At 70.5% G+C, this 16,825-nt stretch carries 13 protein-coding genes; 5 read left to right on the forward strand and 8 right to left on the reverse strand.

The genetic code is table 11. The features are described 5' to 3' along the window. Positions 1 to 64 precede the first annotated feature (64 nt). The 5 genes from ACZ7M2_RS14105 to ACZ7M2_RS14125 all read left to right on the forward strand — a co-directional run bounded on the left by ACZ7M2_RS14105 (position 65) and on the right by ACZ7M2_RS14125 (position 8,086). Positions 65 to 1,750, forward strand: a complete 1,686-nt coding sequence (locus ACZ7M2_RS14105) for a thiamine pyrophosphate-binding protein (protein WP_471595452.1) — start codon at positions 65 to 67, stop codon at positions 1,748 to 1,750. Between the two features lie 10 nt (positions 1,751 to 1,760). Then, positions 1,761 to 3,020: a formyl-CoA transferase gene (gene frc, locus ACZ7M2_RS14110; protein WP_054230194.1), complete on the forward strand. Its 1,260-nt coding sequence runs from the start codon at positions 1,761 to 1,763 to the stop codon at positions 3,018 to 3,020. 3 nt (positions 3,021 to 3,023) lie between these two features. Then, positions 3,024 to 5,168, forward strand: a complete 2,145-nt coding sequence (locus tag ACZ7M2_RS14115; RefSeq protein WP_471595453.1) for an acetate--CoA ligase family protein — start codon at positions 3,024 to 3,026, stop codon at positions 5,166 to 5,168. 124 nt (positions 5,169 to 5,292) lie between these two features. Beyond that, positions 5,293 to 6,681 (forward strand): OFA family MFS transporter, encoded by a 1,389-nt coding sequence (locus ACZ7M2_RS14120; protein ID WP_471595454.1) that lies wholly within the window; start codon positions 5,293 to 5,295, stop codon positions 6,679 to 6,681. 1 nt (position 6,682) lies between these two features. Further along, a complete protein-coding gene (locus ACZ7M2_RS14125; RefSeq protein WP_471595455.1) occupies positions 6,683 to 8,086 on the forward strand; it encodes an OFA family MFS transporter in 1,404 nt (467 codons plus the stop codon). Positions 8,087 to 8,200: 114 nt separating this feature from the next. Here the strand turns inward: ACZ7M2_RS14125 and ACZ7M2_RS14130 are convergent, their stop codons facing one another. From ACZ7M2_RS14130 to ACZ7M2_RS14165, 8 genes are all read right to left on the reverse strand, one after another. Further along, a complete protein-coding gene (locus tag ACZ7M2_RS14130; protein WP_471595456.1) occupies positions 8,201 to 9,367 on the reverse strand; it encodes a sugar phosphate isomerase/epimerase family protein in 1,167 nt (388 codons plus the stop codon). Positions 9,368 to 9,523: 156 nt separating this feature from the next. Further along, a complete protein-coding gene (locus ACZ7M2_RS14135; protein WP_471595457.1) occupies positions 9,524 to 10,924 on the reverse strand; it encodes a nucleotide pyrophosphatase/phosphodiesterase family protein in 1,401 nt (466 codons plus the stop codon). Further along, positions 10,921 to 12,090 carry a metabolite traffic protein EboE gene (gene eboE / locus ACZ7M2_RS14140; protein ID WP_351310958.1) on the reverse strand — a complete coding sequence of 390 codons (1,170 nt, stop codon included), beginning with the start codon at positions 12,088 to 12,090 and terminating at the stop codon, positions 10,921 to 10,923. Before eboE ends, ACZ7M2_RS14135 begins: the two co-directional genes overlap by 4 nt. Before the next feature lie 3 nt (positions 12,091 to 12,093). Then, a complete protein-coding gene (locus ACZ7M2_RS14145) occupies positions 12,094 to 12,942 on the reverse strand; it encodes a TatD family hydrolase (protein WP_471595458.1) in 849 nt (282 codons plus the stop codon). Further along, entirely contained in the window at positions 12,942 to 13,652 is a 711-nt protein-coding gene (locus tag ACZ7M2_RS14150) for an EboA domain-containing protein (protein WP_471595459.1), read from the reverse strand. The genes ACZ7M2_RS14145 and ACZ7M2_RS14150 overlap by 1 nt, the downstream gene beginning before the upstream one ends. After that, the gene (locus ACZ7M2_RS14155) at positions 13,649 to 14,629 is read right to left on the reverse strand and encodes a sugar phosphate isomerase/epimerase family protein (RefSeq protein ID WP_471595460.1); all 981 of its coding nucleotides are present in this window, start codon (positions 14,627 to 14,629) and stop codon (positions 13,649 to 13,651) included. The genes ACZ7M2_RS14150 and ACZ7M2_RS14155 overlap by 4 nt, the downstream gene beginning before the upstream one ends. After that, positions 14,626 to 15,609, reverse strand: coding sequence for an SCO3242 family prenyltransferase (locus ACZ7M2_RS14160; RefSeq protein ID WP_471595461.1), 984 nt, complete (start codon positions 15,607 to 15,609; stop codon positions 14,626 to 14,628). The genes ACZ7M2_RS14155 and ACZ7M2_RS14160 overlap by 4 nt, the downstream gene beginning before the upstream one ends. Continuing rightward, the gene (locus ACZ7M2_RS14165; protein ID WP_471596011.1) at positions 15,606 to 16,739 is read right to left on the reverse strand and encodes an inositol-3-phosphate synthase; all 1,134 of its coding nucleotides are present in this window, start codon (positions 16,737 to 16,739) and stop codon (positions 15,606 to 15,608) included. Before ACZ7M2_RS14165 ends, ACZ7M2_RS14160 begins: the two co-directional genes overlap by 4 nt. Between the last annotated feature and the right edge of the window lie 86 nt (positions 16,740 to 16,825).

Consider the following 16,825-nt stretch of genomic DNA (forward strand, 5'->3'; position numbering starts at 1 on the left):
CGTCGACTGTATGCAATGTACCGCGAGAGCGTTCCAACCCCCTACGAAGGGACAGGACTTCGCCATGCCCGACGACATCAGCCAGGACTCCATCTCCGGTGGGCATCTGGTCGCCAAGGCACTCAAAGCAGAAGGTGTGGAGGTCATCTACACCCTGTGCGGCGGCCACATCATCGACATCTACGACGGCTGCGTCGACGAAGGCATAGAGGTCGTCGACGTCCGTCACGAGCAGGTCGCCGCCCACGCCGCCGACGGCTACGCACGCATCACCGGCAAGCCCGGATGCGCCGTCGTCACGGCGGGGCCCGGTACGACCGACGCCGTGACCGGCGTCGCGAACGCCTTCCGCGCCGAGTCCCCGATGCTGCTCATCGGCGGCCAGGGGGCGCACACCCAGCACAAGATGGGGTCCCTGCAGGACCTGCCGCACGTCGACATGATGACGCCGATCACCAAGTTCGCGGCGACGGTGCCGGACACGGCGCGCGCCGCCGACATGGTGTCGATGGCGTTCCGGGAGTGCTTCCACGGCGCGCCCGGCCCCTCCTTCCTGGAGATCCCGCGCGATGTCCTGGACGCCAGGGTGCCGGTGGAGAAGGCCCGGATCCCGGCCGCCGGCCACTACCGGGCCTCGACCCGCTCGGCCGGAGACCCCGAGGCGATCGAAAGGCTCGCCGACCTCCTCGTCCACGCCGAGAAACCCGCGATCCTGCTGGGCAGCCAGGTGTGGACGACGCGCGGCACCGCGTCCGCCATCGAGCTCGTCCGCACCCTCAACATCCCGGCGTACATGAACGGCGCGGGGCGCGGCACGCTGCCGCCCGGGGACCCGCACCACTTCCAGCTCTCGCGCCGGTACGCCTTCTCCAACGCCGATGTCATCGTCATCGTGGGTACGCCCTTCGACTTCCGCATGGGCTACGGCAAGCGGCTCTCCCCGGACGCGACCGTCGTGCAGATCGACCTCGACTACCGGACCGTCGGCAAGAACCGGGACATCGACCTCGGCATCGTCGGCGACGCGGGTCTGGTCCTGAAGTCGGTCACCGAGGCGGCCTCCGGGCGCCTCAACGGCGGCGCGTCGAAGCGCAAGGAGTGGCTGGACGAGCTACGGGCCGCCGAGCAGACGGCCATCGAGAAGCGGCTGCCCAGCCTGAGGTCGGACGCCTCACCGATCCACCCGTACCGCCTGGTCAGCGAGATCAACGACTTCCTCACCGAGGACTCGATCTACATCGGGGACGGCGGCGACATCGTCACCTTCTCCGGGCAGGTCGTCCAGCCCAAGTCACCCGGGCACTGGATGGACCCGGGCCCGCTCGGGACGCTCGGCGTCGGCGTCCCGTTCGTGCTCGCGGCCAAGCAGGCACGGCCCGACAAGGAGGTCGTCGCCCTCTTCGGGGACGGCGCCTTCTCCCTCACCGGCTGGGACTTCGAGACCCTCGTCCGCTACAACCTCCCCTTCGTCGGCATCGTCGGCAACAACTCCTCCATGAACCAGATCCGTTACGGCCAGGCTCAGAAGTACGGCCTGGAGCGCGAGCGGGTCGGCAACACCCTCGGCGACGTCCACTACGACAAGTTCGCGCAGATGCTGGGCGGTCACGGCGAGGAGGTCCGCGACCCCGCCGACATCGGCCCGGCGCTCCAGCGCGCCCGGGAGTCGGGCAAGCCGTCGCTGATCAACGTCTGGGTCGACCCGGACGCGTACGCCCCCGGAACCATGAACCAGACGATGTACAAGTGAGGTGCCCCCGATGACCCCGATCACCCCGATCACCGGAACGTCGACCAAGGCTCTCGAAGGCGTCCGTGTCCTCGACATGACGCACGTCCAGTCGGGTCCGTCCGCCACGCAGCTGCTGGCCTGGCTGGGCGCGGACGTCGTCAAGCTGGAGGCGCCGACCGGCGACATCACCCGCAAGCAACTGCGCGACCTTCCCGACGTCGACTCCCTCTACTTCACGATGCTCAACTGCAACAAGCGGAGCATCACCCTCAACACCAAGACCGAGCGCGGCAAGGAGATCCTCACCGAACTGATCCGGCGCTCCGACGTCATGGTCGAGAACTTCGGACCCGGCGCGGTCGACCGCATGGGCTTCACCTGGGACCGCATCCAGGAGATCAATCCGCGGATCGTCTATGCCTCCATCAAGGGGTTCGGGGACGGCCCGTACACCAACTTCAAGGCGTACGAGGTCGTCGCGCAGGCCATGGGCGGGTCGATGTCGACCACGGGTTTCGAGGACGGGCCGCCGCTGGCGACGGGGGCCCAGATCGGTGACTCGGGCACGGGCGTGCACGCCGTGGCGGGGATTCTCGCGGCGCTGTACCAGCGGGAGAACACCGGGCGCGGGCAGCGGGTCAACGTGGCCATGCAGCATGCCGTGCTCAACCTCTGCCGGGTGAAGTTGCGCGATCAGCAGCGACTGACACATGGCCCGCTCGCTGAATATCCCAACGACGACTTCGGCGTCGAGGTTCCCCGCTCCGGCAACGCGTCCGGCGGCGGCCAGCCGGGCTGGGCGGTCAAGTGCGCTCCGGGCGGCCCCAACGACTACGTGTACGTCATCGTGCAGCCCGTCGGCTGGAAGCCGATCACCGAGCTCATCGGACGGCCGGAGCTGGCGGACGATCCCGAGTGGGCGACCCCGGAGGCCCGGCTGCCGCAGCTCACCAAGATGTTCCAGCTCATCGAGGAGTGGTCGGCCACGCTCCCCAAGTGGGAGGTGCTGGAGAAGCTCAACGCCCACAACATCCCGTGCGGCCCGATCCTGTCCACCAAGGAGATCATCGAGGACGAGTCGCTGGTCGCCAACGAGATGGTCGTGTCGGTGCCGCACCCCGAGCGGGGCGAGTTCGTGACCGTGGGCAGCCCGCTGAAGCTCTCCGACTCCCCCGTGGACGTGACCAGTTCGCCGCTGCTCGGCGAGCACAACGAAGAGGTCTACATCGGCGAGCTCGGCCTCGGCGACGAGGAACTTCGCCTGCTCAAGTCGAACGGAGTGATCTGAGTGATGGCCGAAGACCGGATGGTGAGGGTGCGCGCGCTCCTCGACGCCGTGCGGGCCGAGGGGCGGAGCGCGCTCACCGCGCCCGAGGGAAAGGTGATCGCCGACGCGTACGCGATCGCCGTCCCCGGTGAGGAGCTGGCGACGGACGTCGACGAGGCGGTGGCGTACGCGGCGCGCTTCGGCGGGCCCGTGGTGATGAAGATCGTCTCGCCGGACATCCTGCACAAGACCGACGCCGGCGGCGTGATGGTGGGTGTGGAGGGCGCGGCGGACGTACGCGCCGCCTTCCACAAGGTCGTCGAGAACGCGCGGGCCTACGACCCGCGGGCCCGCATCGAGGGCGTCCAGGTCCAGGAACTGCTCCCTCAGGGGCAGGAGGTCATCGTCGGGGCGGTGACCGACCCGACCTTCGGGAAGGTCGTCGCCTTCGGGCTCGGTGGGGTGCTGGTGGAGGTCCTGAAGGACGTCACCTTCCGGCTCGCCCCCGTGGACGCCGACGAGGCGCTGTCGATGCTGGACTCGATCAGGGCGGCCGAGATCCTGCGCGGGGTGCGTGGCGCGCCGCCGGTGGACCGGTGGGCGATCGCCGAGCAGATCCGCCGGGTCTCCGAACTCGTCGCGGACTTCCCCGAGATCGCCGAGGTGGACCTCAACCCGGTGATCGCCACTCCGCAGGGCGCGGTCGCCGCGGACATCCGGGTGATCCTCGCGGACTCGGTCCCCAAGGAGCGGCGAAAGTACACGCGCGAGGAGATCCTCACGTCGATGCGGCGGCTGATGGAGCCCTCGTCCGTGGCCGTGATCGGTGCCTCCAACGAGCAGGGCAAGATCGGCAATTCGGTCATGCGCAACCTCGTCGACGGGGGCTTCTCCGGCGAGATCCACCCGGTGAACCCCAAGGCCGATGACATTCAGGGCCGCAAGGCGTACAAGAGTGTCACCGACGTTCCCGGTGAGGTGGATGTGGCGGTCTTCGCGATCCCCGCCAAGTTCGTGGCCTCGGCCCTGGAGGAGGTGGGACGCAAGGGGATCCCCAACGCCGTACTGATCCCCTCCGGGTTCGCGGAGACCGGCGAGCACGAGCTCCAGGACGAGATCGTGGCCCTCGCCGAGCGGTACGGGATCCGGCTGCTCGGGCCGAACATCTACGGTTACTACTCGACGTGGCAGGACCTGTGTGCCACGTTCTGCACACCGTACGACGTGAAGGGCAGTGTCGCGCTCACCTCACAGTCCGGTGGCATAGGGATGGCCATCCTGGGCTTCGCGCGCACTACGAAGACGGGTGTTTCCGCGATCGTCGGGCTCGGCAACAAGTCGGACCTGGACGAGGACGACCTGCTCACCTGGTTCGGTGAGGACCCGCACACCCAGTGCATCGCGATGCACCTGGAGGACCTGAAGGACGGCCGCGCCTTCGTGGAGGCGGCGCGCGCGACGGTCCCGAAGAAGCCGGTCGTCGTCCTGAAGGCGGGGCGTACGGCCGCCGGGGCGAAGGCCGCCGGCTCTCATACGGGCGCGCTCGCGGGCGACGACGCCGTGTACGAGGACATCCTGAAGCAGGCCGGCGTCATCCGGGCTCCCGGACTGAACGAAATGCTGGAGTACGCGCGCGCGTTGCCCGTACTTCCCACCCCCAAGGGCGGCAACGTCGTCATCATCACGGGTGCGGGCGGCAGCGGTGTGCTCCTGTCCGACGCGGTGACGGACAACGGTCTGTCCCTGATGGAGATCCCGCCGGACCTGGACGCGTCCTTCAGGGCGTTCATCCCGCCGTTCGGGGCCGCGGGCAACCCGGTGGACATCACCGGGGGCGAGCCGCCGTCGACGTACGAGGCGACGATCCGGCTTGGCCTGGAGGACCCGCGCATCCACGCGCTCGTCCTCGGCTACTGGCACACCATCGTGACCCCGCCCATGGTCTTCGCCGAGCTCACCGCGCGCGTGGTGGCCGAATTCCGTGAGCGCGGCATCGAGAAGCCCGTGGTGGCATCGCTCGCGGGTGACGTCGAGGTCGAGGAGGCCTGCCAGTACCTGTACGAGCGGGGGGTCGTGGCGTACCCGTACACGACGGAGAAGCCGGTGGCCGTGCTCGGCGCCAAGTACCGCTGGGCGCGGGCGGCGGGCCTGTTGGGGGGCGGTTCATGAGGTGAACCAGGGCGGGGGCGGCCGACGGTGCGCGTCGGCCGCCCCCAGGACCCGTGCGCACACGAAAGGCATTTGGACAGGGGGCGCTGGCCAGATCTTTCGACGCGAGGGGTGCTGAACCGACATGACAACCACCGACCTACCGACATCCGTCCACTACAGGGAGGTGACGGATCGCAACGGCCGCCTGTACCGCATCGGTGAGACCGATCGGGACATCATGGGGCGACCACGCTGGACCATGGTGCTCTTCCCCTGGATGGGGATGCTGGGCATCAGCTCCTCGGAGTACGCGTTCACCTCCGCCGAGGACACCCTGCACGACGCCCATCTCTGGGGCAGTGGGCACATCTTCTGGCTGATGGGCGTCTGGATATTCTTCCAGGCCGCCGTCGCCTTCCCGGCCGGGCAACTGCGTGAGAGCGGACGGCTGCCCGCACGGTACGCCATGATGCTCGGCGCGCTGGGCACGGTCCTGGGGTACCTCTCGCTCGCGTTCGCGCCGCATGTGACCGTCGCGTACATCGGCTTCGGCATGTTCAGCGGTATCGGCGCCGGCCTGGTCTACGCGACCTGCGTGAACATGGTCGGCAAGTGGTATCCGGAGCGCAAGGGCGGCAAGACGGGCCTGGTCAACGGCGGTTTCGCCTACGGCTCGGTGCCCTTCGTCTTCCTGTTCACCTCGTACATGGACCTCGGTAACTACCAGGGCGTCCTGGTGACGGTGGGCCTGGTCTGCTGTGCCGTGGTCGCCTTCGCGGGCTGGTTCTTCAAGGACCCGCCCAAGGGCTGGTGGCCCCCGCACGTGGATCCGCTGAAGGTGTCCGACGACCCGAGGATCCGCCGGGCGCTGGAGAAGAACCCGCCGGCGGTGAAGCAGTACACCCCCAAGGAGGCTGCCCGTACGCCCGTTCTCTGGATGATGTGGTTCTGTCTGCTGTGCACCGCCGGGATCAACATCTTCGGCATCGCCTTCCAGGTGCCGTTCGGCAAGGACATGGGGTTCGCGGGCGGGATCGTGGCCACCGCAATGTCCCTGAAGGCGATCGTCAACGGCACGGGACGCGGCGTGATCGGCTGGATCTCCGACCGCTTCGGACGCCGCAACACACTGATCATCGTCTGTCTGGTGCTGGGCTCCGCCCAGTTCGGGGTGCTGGTCTCCGGCCAGATGGGCAGCATGCCGTTCTTCCTGTTCTGCTCCATGGTCTCCGGATTCGGCGGCGGGGCGATCTTCCCGCTCTTCGCGGCCATGACGGCGGACTACTTCGGCGAGAACAACAACGCGTCCAACTACGGCATGGTCTACAGCTCGAAGCTGATCTCGGGCCTCGTGGGCTCGGGCATGGGCGCGGTCGTCGTCGGCGCGTGGGACTACCACGGGGCCTTCGTGCTCGCGGGCTCCATCGGCCTCGCCTCCGCCGTGCTGGCGCTGTTCCTCAAATCACCGGGCCGCCCGAAGGCCCGCAGCATCGTCCCCAACCCGCAACCGCTCGGCGAGGAGATGGCGTGACATGACGACAGAACCCATCGCCACCCAGGGCGCGTCGGCCACCGCCGGCGCCTCGAACCACTCGTACCGCGAAGTCACCGACGCCCGGGGCCGTGTCTACCGGATCGGTGAGACGGACCGCGACATCCTCGGCCACTCCCGCAAGTTCATGGTGTATCTGCCGTGGATCGCCATGATGGCCATCAGCGTCTTCGAATACGCGTACGGCTCGGCCGAGGACACGCTGTCCCACGCCCACGGCTGGACGCAGAGCAACACCTTCTGGATATTGAGCGTCTGGGTCTTCTTCCAGGCCGGCATCGCCTTCCCGGCGGGCTGGCTGCGGGAGCGGGGCATCCTCACCGCCCGCAGGGCCATGTACATCGGCGCGGTCATGTGTGTGATCGGCTTCCTGGCCCTCTCGCACTTGAGTAACGTGCTGCTGGCCATCCTGGGGTTCGGCGTCATCGGCGGTCTCGGCTCCGGCCTGGTGTACGCGACGTGCATCAACATGGTCGGCAAGTGGTTCCCCGAGCGCCGTGGCGCGCGGACCGGATTCGTCAACGGCGGATTCGCGTACGGCTCCCTGCCGTTCATCTTCATCTTCAACTACGCGTTCGACACCGGGAACTACCACCGTGTCCTGGACCTCATCGGCTGTTACGTGATGATCGTCGTGCTGTCCTGCGCGTTCTTCTTCAAGGACCCGCCGAAGAACTGGTGGCCCTCGGACATCGACCCGCTGACGTACGGCGGCAACAGCAAGACCTCCGCCGCCCTCGCCAAGAACCCTCCCGCGGTGAAGCAGTACACGCCCAAGGAGGCCATCAGGACGGGTGTGCTGCCCCTGATGTGGATCACGCTGGTCATGACCGCGGGCGTGTCGATCTTCGGGATCTCCTTCCAGGTCGACTTCGCCAAGGAGGTGGGCTTCGGCCCGCTGGTGGCGGCGTCCTCCATGGGCATCATGGCCGTCATCAACGGCATCGGGCGGGCCGTGGTGGGCTGGCTGTCCGACACCTGGGGCCGCAAGCTGACCCTGGTGTTCGTCATCGTCGTGCTGGGTCTCGCGCAGTTCGGCGTGATCTGGGCCGGTGACATCAAAAGCGAGTGGCTGTTCCTGTTCTTCGCCTTCCTCTCCGGGTTCGGCGGCGGCGCGTTCTACCCGATGTTCGCGGCCCTGACCCCGGACTACTTCGGCGAGAACTACAACGCCACCAACTACGGCCTGGTGTACAGCGGCAAGCTGATCAGCGGTCTGTTCGGCGGCGGTCTCGGCTCGATGGTGGTCGCTGCCTGGGGCTACAACGGCGCGTACGCACTGGCCGGCGGTATCTCGATGCTGGCGGCGGCGATCGCGTTGCTGCTGAAGCAGCCGGGGCGCGACGGCGAGGTGCGCACTCCGCAGCCGCAGCCCGCGAGCTGAGAGGTCTCCTGGTCAACGGATTGAGAGCTTCTCCTCCCGGCACGGAGCACGGATCGGGCGGCCCTCCCCACGTGGCGCGTTGTGGGGAGGGCCGCCCGGTGCACCGCCGCGAAGCTAGTGACGCCGCTTGCGGAGGGCCGCGAGGTTGTCGTAGCCGATCTTCGCGTGCGTGAGTGACTGGCCGGGATCCGTGGCGCTCGGGGCGTTGTCCTGCTCGACCATCGGATTGTGGTAGTTCCGGTCACCGACGCGCGAGAAGAACGTGGTGTAGTCGATGACGCCGGTGCCGAAGGGCACCATGTCGTAGCCCATGCCGTTCGTCGTGTTGACGACGCCGTCCTTGGCGTGGAAGAGCGGGTAACGCTTGTTGTTGCGGACGACGAGCCCGGCGGGATCGAACACCTTCTCCCGCGTGGAGCCGTCGTGGGCCGTGTACGTGTGGAACTTGTACTGGGCCACGTGCGCCCAGAAGATGTCCATCTCCAGCCAGACCACCTTCGGGTCGGTGATCTTCAGGAAGTACTCCAGCTTGCGGATGCCGGAGCTGCGGGTCGGATTGCCCTGGGAGTCCAGCGGGCCCCCGTCGAGCAGGAAGCCGTACGCCGCGTCGTGGTTGTGGGTGTACAGCTTGAGGCCCTCGCGGCGGGCGATCTCGCCGAGCGCGTTCCACTTGTCGGCGGCCACGTCCCAGTCGGCGCGGTAGGCGCTGCCGGTGGGGTCGCCACCGGTGCCCATGTGCGCCATGCCGAGGATGTTGGCGATCTCCAGGTGCTTCTTGAAGGTGTCCAGGTCTGCCGTGGTGAGGGGCCAGGACGGGGGTATGAAGCCGTGGTTGCCCTGCGCCCGCAGGCCGTAGTCGTCGAGCCAGGAACGCAGCAGCTTGGCGCCCTGCACGGACTCCAGGCTCGCGCCGCCGGGAGCGTTGGCGTGCTGGCCGTATCCGGCGAACTCCACCTGCCGGTAGCCGAAGCGCGAGAGCTGCTTGAAGACCTCGCGGAATCCGGAGGGCAGGTCGGTGGCGAGCGGGTCGCGGCCCGTGGCGTCCCGGACGGTGTAGAGGATGATGCCGCGCTTGTTCGCGGGGACGAGGACGTCACCGCCGTGGTCGTGGTCGTGGCCTCTGCCCCGGTCCTGGGCCAGGGCGGGCGAGGCACCGAGGACGGGTGCCGCGATCGCCGCGGCCGCGGCGGCGGTGCAGGTGCTCAGAAAACGGCGGCGGTTGAGGCCGAGAGTGCGGCGCAGGGCTTCGCCGGTCGCGGGTTCGTCGTTGAAGGCGGTCACGGTTTCTCTCTTTCGGATCGGTGTACGGCTTTGACGGGTGCCGTTGAGGCTGCTGCTCGTGCGCAGGTCAGAGGCGTGCGAAGCACTCGCCGGACGCGTTGTCAGTGGCTCGTGCTTCACTTTCCGTAGTTGCTCGTCACGCCTCGTCAGGTCTCGTCAGGTGAGGCCGGCCAGGTCGAGCAGCAGGGATTTCACTTCGGTGGCCGCGATGCGGCCGGGAGCGGTGCGGGGGGTGGAGCAGATGAGGAGCGGACCTTCGTCGTCGCCCGTGGGAAGGCGGCCGTGGCTGCCGCGAATAGGTGAGGGGTCCAGCGGCACGACCGCCATGCGATAGCGCAGTCCGAGCTTCTTGCGGGCCAGTGCCGTGGCCGCCTTCACCTTGACGTAGGGGTCGAGGGGATCCATGAAGAGTTCGACCGGGTCGTAGCCGGGTTTGCGGTGGATCTCGACGAGCTGCGCGAAGTCGGGCGCGCGGGCGTCGTCGAGCCAGTAGTAGTACGTGAACCAGGCGTCCGGCTCCGCGACGGCGACGAGTTCGCCGGAGCGCGGATGGTCGAGGTGGTGGGTCTTCTTTCCCTCGTCGTCGAGGAGCCGCTCGATGCCGGGCAGGTCGGCGAGGGCTGCCTTGGTGGTCTCCAGGTCCTCGGGGCGGCGCACGTAGACATGGGCGATCTGGTGGTCGGCGACCGCGAAGGCTCGGGAGGTCATCGGATCGAGGTACTCCATGCCGTCCTGCGTGTGCACTTCGAGGAGTCCGGCGCGGCGCAGGGCGCGGTTGATGTCGACAGGGCGGTCCGCGCGGGTGATGCCGTACTCGGAGAGCGCGACGACGGTGCGGCCTTCCGCCTTCGCGTCGTCGAGGAGGGGAGCCATGGCCGCGTCGAGGTCCGCGGCCGCCTGGAGGGAGCGCGGGTCGTCGGGGCCGAAGCGCTGGAGATCGTAGTCGAGGTGAGGGAGGTAGCAGAGGGTCAGGTGCGGCCGGCGGGTGCGGTTGATGTGGCGGGTCGCGTCGATGATCCAGCGGCTGGAGACGAGGTCGGCGCCGGGACCCCAGAAGTGGAACAGGGGGAACGTGCCGAATTTCTCGGTGAGTTCGTCGTGCAGGGCCGGGGGCCTGGTGTAGCAGTCGGGCTCCTTGCGGCCGTCGGCGTAGTAGACGGGACGGGGAGTGACGGTGATGTCGGTGTCGGCGCCCATGGCGTACCACCAGCAGATATTGGCGACCGTGTAGCCGGGATGCGCGCGCCGGGCGGCGTCCCACAGCTTGTCGCCGGACACCAGGCCGTTGTGCTGCCGCCACAGCAGTACGTCGCCGAGCTCGCGGAAGTACCAGCCGTTGCCGACGATGCCGTGCTCGGAGGGGTGGGTGCCGGTGAGGAAGGTGGACTGGGCGGCGCAGGTGACAGCGGGCAGGACGGTGCCGAGCGGGGCGCGGAAGCCGGACTGGCCGAGGGCCTTGAGGTGGGGCATGTGGTCGAGGAGACGGGGGGTGAGGCCGACGACGTCCAGGACGAGGAGAGGAATGGGGCCGGACGGCTCCTGGGGTGGTGGGGTCACGGCAGCTCCTTCAGGCCAAGATCCGTCAACAGGTCCCGGGCGAGGGTGAGTTCGGCGGCGATGCCATCGGCGAGCTGGGCGCGGGCACGGGGGCGCAGCTCCGGCGGGAGTGCCTGCCAGGTGTAGGTCTCGACCTCCAGGTGGTGGGTGAGGGGGTGCGGACCGCCGACGAGTCGGGTCAGTGCGGCCCGCAGGACGGGGAGTGTGGAGGTGAGGGGTGCGGCGGGGGCCGCGTGCAGCGGGACGTGGAAGTGGGCGCGCCACGGGGAGGCGTCGGGCAGGGCGTCGCCGGCGAGGGCCTCGCCGAGGTCGTCGGTGCCGCGCAGGCCCGCGGCGGTGAGGGTGCGGGTCTGGTGCAGGAAGCGGGGTTCGTCGAAGGCGGCGAGGGCCGCGCGGACTTCGGGGAGATGGGGGTGTTCGGCGTGCAGGGCGGCTGAGAGCTGGGATTTGACGATGGGGACGCGGGCCTGGGCGAGCGCGTCCAGGGCGGTGTGCGGGTCTTCGAAGGAGGTGGCGAGATGACAGGTGTCGACGCAGATGCCGATGCGGTCGTGACCGATCGCGGTGAGCGGGGCAAGGGCGTCACGGGTGGTCTCGACGGTGCAGCCGGGTTCCGGTTCCAGGCCGATGCGCAGGGAGCGGCCGGTGAGCTCGTGGAGGGCGTCGAGGCGTTCGGCGAGCGTGGTCAGTGCGGTGTGCGCTGCCGTCGCCCGCTCCTGGTCGTATGCGGTGCGCCAGGCGAGGGGCAGGGTGGAGATGCTGCCTTCGGTGACGTCGTCGGGCAGGAGCTGGGCGAGGACTCGGGCCAGGTCGGTGGTGTGGGCGAGGCGTTCGGGGTCGGCCCAGTCCGGCTGGTAGACGCGGTACTTGACCTCTTCGGCGCCGAAGCCTTCGTAGGGGAAGCCGTTGAGGGTGACGACTTCGAGGCCGCGGTGTTCGAGTTCGGTGCGCAGGCCGCGCAGCGCGGAGGGGTCGGTGACAAGGGCGTGGGCGGCGTCTCTGGCCAGCCACAGGCCGATGCCCAGGCGGTCGCGGCCGAGGCGGCGGCGGACGGGCTCGCAGTGGTCGCGGAGCTGGGCGAGGACGCCGTCGAGGGTTTCGGCCGGGTGGACGTTGGTGCAGTAGGCGAGGTGGACGGTGGAGCCGTCGGGGTGGCGGAAGCGCATCGCTCACTCCCCGCCGCGCAGGATGGAGTTGCCTTCGTGGGTGACGTCGGGGGTGGTGACGTCGAGGCTCAACCGGCCGCTGAGGCCGTAGAAGGCGACGGGGTTGCGCCACAGCACCCGGTCGACGTCGTCCTCGGTGAACCCGGCGGCCAGCAGGGCGTCGGCGACGCGGCGGGTCTTGAGGGGGTCGCTTCTGCCCCAGTCCGCAGCCGAGTTGACGAGCACCCGCTCCGGCCCGTACTCCGCCAGGACGGCGACCATGCGTTCCTCGTCCATCTTGGTGTCGGGATAGACGGAGAAGCCCAGCCAGCAGCCGCTGTCCTTGGCCTCCTTGACGGTGTTCTCGTTGAGGTGGTCGACCAGGACGCGGTCCGGGGACAGGGCGGACTCCCGGACGACGTCGAGGGTGCGGCGCAGGCCGGCCTGCTTGTCCCGGTGCGGGGTGTGGACGAGCGCGGGGAGCTCGTGGTCTGCGGCGAGTTGCAGCTGGGCGGCGAGGGCGGTGTCCTCGGCGGGGGTCATCGAGTCGTAGCCGATCTCGCCCACGGCGACGACCTGGTCCTTGACGAGATAGCGCGGCAGTTCGTCGAGGACGGGGACGCAGCGGGGGTCGTTCGCCTCCTTGGGATTGAGGGCGAGCGCGCAGTGGTGGGCGATGCCGTACTGGGCGGCACGGAAGGGTTCCCAGCCGAGGAGGGAGTCGAAGTAGTCGAGGAAGGAGGCGACCGAGGTGCGGGGCTGGCCGAGCCAGAAGGAGGGCTCGACGAGGGCGCGGACACCGGCGGTGTACATGGCCTCGTAGTCGTCGGTGGTCCGTGACGTCATGTGGATGTGGGGGTCGAAGATGCGCATCAGGACTCCTTGCCGGATGTGCGGGAGGTACCGCACGGGCCCGCGGGGGCGGCGGTGGGCTCGGTCAGGGCCAGGACGCGGTGCAGGTCCTCGGGGACGGGACGGTCCGCGGCGGTGCGTTCCCGTGCGTAGTCACCGAGCATCCGGGCGAGTTCGGCGTCCGCGTGGGCGCGCGGCGCCAGGTCGGCCACGACGTCCACGGGTACGCCGGTGAACAGGCACTTGAGGACCGCGTGCCGCCAGGTGTGGGCGTCCAGGTGGCGGGCGGCGTACGGGCCGAGGGCGGCGGCGACGAGCCGGGTGTCGTTGGTGCGCAGGGCGTCCTCGACGAGGGGCAGCGCGTCGGGGCCGGGCACGAGGTGGGGCAGGGCGTGCAGGACGGCCCGGCGTTCGGCGGCCGTGCCCTGCCGGTAGACGCGGGCGAGTGCGTCCGGGTCGGCGCGGGCGGCGTGCAGGAGGAGCACGCGGGCGGCGTCGGCGTGTTCCGGGCCGCAGCGACGGCCCGCCTCGGCGATGCGCAACTCCCAGACGGAGATGGGTCCGTGGGTGCCGGGGTGGTCGGCGGCCTCGTCGAGGGCCTGGTCCAGCCAGGCGCGGGCGGGCGGAGCCAGGGAGGTGTTCAGGCGGGTGTGCAGGGCGGCGAGGGCGGTGGCGGGTTCGGCCGGGTGGTTCGCCGTGCTGCCGTGGGATGCGTGCGGGTGCTGGTTCACGGGGTGCTCCCTTCGGCGCCGCCGTCGGGGATCGCCCGGGCCGCGCGGTGGAGGAACGGGAGGGACTGTGCGGCGAAGTGGGGGCCCGCGTGGGAGTGACGGGGCAGTTCGACGACGGTCAGCGCCTGGTAGTCGGTGGCGGCCAGGGCTTCGAGTACGGGCGGGAAGTCGATCTCCCCGTCCCCGAAGGGGAGGTGTTCGTGGTGGCCGCGGCGCATGTCCTCGATCTGGACGTGCCGCAGCCAGGGGGCGGCGGCGCGGACGCAGTCGGCGGGTGGCAGGGGTTCCAGGCACTGGCAGTGGCCGATGTCGAGGGTGAGGCCGAGGGCGGGCGGGTCGCCGAGGATGCGGCGCAGGTGGTGGAAGTCGGCCAGGGTGGCGAGGAGATGACCTGGTTCGGGTTCGACGGCGAGCGGGACGCCGGCGTGGGTGGCCGCGTCCAGCACGGGAGTGAGTGCCTCGGCGAGGCGCTTCCAGGCGGTGTCCTCGGCTGCGTCGGCCGTGGCGGCGGGACGGGCCGGGTCGGCTGGGTCGGCCAGGTGGGTCGGGTCGGCCGGGAGTACTCCGCTGAAGCAGTGGACGGCGTGGGCGCCGAGGTCGGCGGCGATGCGGACGGCGCGGACGAGGAGGTCGACGCGGCGGGCCCGGTCGGCCGGGTCCGGGTCGAGGAGCGAGGGGCCGTGCTTGCGGCGCGGGTCGAGCACATAGCGCGCGCCGGTCTCGACGGTGACGCCGAGTCCGAGGGTGTCCAGCCTGCGGGCCACCTTCCGGGTGCGGGCGGCGACGTCCGGGGCCAGGGGGTCCAGGTGCATGTGGTCGAGGGTCAGGCCGACGCCGTCGTAGCCGAGGTCTGCGAGAAGGGCGAGGGCGTCGTCGAGGCGGAGGTCGGCGAGACCGTTCGTGCCGTAGCCGAAGCGGAGGGGGTGGGCGTTCGTGGCGTGGGGCCGGGGGCTCGTGCGGTGGGATGCCGGGGTCATGTGACGCTCACCTTCCTCGCGAATCTGCGGGCCGCCGGGGCGAGGGCAGCCGTGACAAGGGCGGAGGCGAGGGCGCCGGAGCGCGCTGCGAGGGCGGCCTGGAGGGGGATCATCGCGCGGATTCCGCCGCCGACGGCTCGCTGGGTGAGCGGGGGTGAGGGGTTGAGGGCGGCGTGGAGGAGGGGGCGGCCCGAGGTGGTGACGAAGGCGGCGGCGAGGACGGTGCGCAGGGCGTCCGCGGCGGGGTGCCGGGAAGGGACCGCGGCGGGGTGCCGGGAAGGGACCGCGGCGGGGTGCCGGGAAGGGGCCGTGCCCGGGGCTCCCGGGGGCCTCGTCAACGTCCAGGCGAGCATGCCCGTCGTGGTGAGCGCGGCGAGCGGTGCGAGTGGCGAACCGCCCCGGGTCTCGCCGCGGGACACCGTGGTCACCGCGAGGGTGTGGGTGGCCAGGGTCAGGGCGGCGGGCAGGGCGGGGCGGGCGCTGCCGCCGGTGGCCGTCGCGCCGAGGAGCAGGTCCAGGCCCCGCGCGGTGGCCATCGCCGCCGGCCCGGCGGGGGTTCGCTTGAGCGCGAGGTCGTACGCCCAGACGGTGGCCGCGAGGGGGGCCGCGACGGCGAGGGCCGGGCGTCCGGCGCGTGCTGCCAGGGCCAGGCCCGCCGCCGTGAGGGCGCCTGCGGAGACGAGGGCCGCGGACGGGCGGACACGTCCGGAGGGCAGTGGGCGGTGTGGGCGTTCGAGGGCGTCCTCGGCCTGGTCGGCCCAGTCGTTGAGGGCCATGCCCGCCTCGTACAGACAGAGAGAGGAGGCGATGGCGAGCAGGGTGTGGGGGTTGGGGCGGGTGCCGGTGGTGGCGGCGCCGGCGAGGGCGTCGCCCGGGACGGTGAACAGGGCGGGCAGGCGGAGGAGTTCGGCCCAGGCCCTGGCCCTGGCTCCGGCCCCGGCCCCGGTCGGTCGGTCCGGCCTGGGCGAGCGCGTCGTCATCGGGTCTCCCCGGGGAGTGCGCGGAGCCGCCCCGCGAGCCCCGCCAGGGCCGCGTACTGCTCACCCAGCGCCGCGGGCCCGTCGCCCACCGGGTCCTTGAAGTAGAAGCCGAGTTCGCTCAGGGGGCCGGAGAGACCGGCCTCGTGCGCGCGGGACACCAGGCGCGCGAGGTCGAGGACCAGGGGCGCCGCCAGTGCGGAGTCGCAGCCCTGCCAGGTGGTCTGCAGGATCATCCGGGTGCCGAGGAAGCCGTCGAAGGCGATGTGGTCCCAGGCGGTCTTCCAGTCGCCGAGGGCCGGTACGTCGTCGATGTGGACCTCGCCCTGCGGGGCCCCGCCCAGGGTGTCCGCGAGGACCCGTTCCTTGCCGGCGTTCTTGGCCGCGGCGGCGGCCGGGTCGGCGAGGGAGGCGCCGTCGCCGCCGCCGAGCAGGTTGGTGCCGGACCAGGCACGGACCTCCAGTGCACGCTGCGCGAACATCGGGCCGAGCACCGACCGCAGCAGGGTCTGGCCCGTCTTGCCGTCGCGGCCGGCGTAAGGGAGGCCGCAGGCGCGTGCCGCCGAGGCCAGCGCCGGGTGGTGCAGGCCGGTGGACGGGGTGAAGTTCACGTAGGGGCAGCCGGCCGCCAGCGCTGCCGCCGCGTACAGCGAGCTCGGGGGCAGGGCGGAGCCCACGGGCGCGGGTTCGGTGGAGGCCACGTTCAGCACCACCGCACGGGTCAGGCCCCGTCGTCGTACGAAGTCGCGCAGATCGGCCGCGAAGGCGTCCACGAGCTCGGAGTCGTCCCGTGTGTCGCCGGGGGCGGGGCCGCCGGGGCGGATCTCCGCGTCGGCGGCCTCCAGTTCGGCCGCGATCGCCGAGGGGAGGCCGGGTGGGAGCACGCCACCGGCGGCCAGGGCCTCGGCCCGTTTCGGCAGGGGGCAGTCCACGGTGTCGTGGCCGCCGAAGACGAGGGAGGACAGGGTGGGCAGGCCGCACTCGGCGAAGAGGGATGTCTCGGTGACCATGCCCGTCGGGGGGTGCAGGCCGGCGGTGAGGGCCGCGCAGCCCGCGATGACGGTGGTGGCGACGGAGCCGCGGGCTCCGATCAGCCACACCCCCACCCGAGGTTCGGAAAGGGACGCGGGCATGGGGGACATGGGCAGCCTCCTTGTCGTACGTCAGCCACACAGGAGTGAGGAGAGAGGAGAAAGAAGCGAGGTGGGCGAGACGGCGG

Source organism: Streptomyces sp. NPDC111507 (assembly GCF_055638955.1).

Coding starts and splice junctions, on each gene's coding strand:
- frc (WP_054230194.1), top strand. CDS start 1,761: ATGACCCCGATCACCCCGATCACCGGAACGTCGACCAAGGCTCTCGAA.
- ACZ7M2_RS14105 (WP_471595452.1), top strand. CDS start 65: ATGCCCGACGACATCAGCCAGGACTCCATCTCCGGTGGGCATCTGGTC.
- ACZ7M2_RS14160 (WP_471595461.1), bottom strand. CDS start 15,609: ATGACGACGCGCTCGCCCAGGCCGGACCGACCGACCGGGGCCGGGGCC.
- ACZ7M2_RS14145 (WP_471595458.1), bottom strand. CDS start 12,942: ATGCGCATCTTCGACCCCCACATCCACATGACGTCACGGACCACCGAC.
- ACZ7M2_RS14120 (WP_471595454.1), top strand. CDS start 5,293: ATGACAACCACCGACCTACCGACATCCGTCCACTACAGGGAGGTGACG.
- ACZ7M2_RS14165 (WP_471596011.1), bottom strand. CDS start 16,739: ATGCCCGCGTCCCTTTCCGAACCTCGGGTGGGGGTGTGGCTGATCGGA.
- ACZ7M2_RS14125 (WP_471595455.1), top strand. CDS start 6,683: ATGACGACAGAACCCATCGCCACCCAGGGCGCGTCGGCCACCGCCGGC.
- ACZ7M2_RS14115 (WP_471595453.1), top strand. CDS start 3,024: ATGGCCGAAGACCGGATGGTGAGGGTGCGCGCGCTCCTCGACGCCGTG.
- ACZ7M2_RS14155 (WP_471595460.1), bottom strand. CDS start 14,629: ATGACCCCGGCATCCCACCGCACGAGCCCCCGGCCCCACGCCACGAAC.
- eboE (WP_351310958.1), bottom strand. CDS start 12,090: ATGCGCTTCCGCCACCCCGACGGCTCCACCGTCCACCTCGCCTACTGC.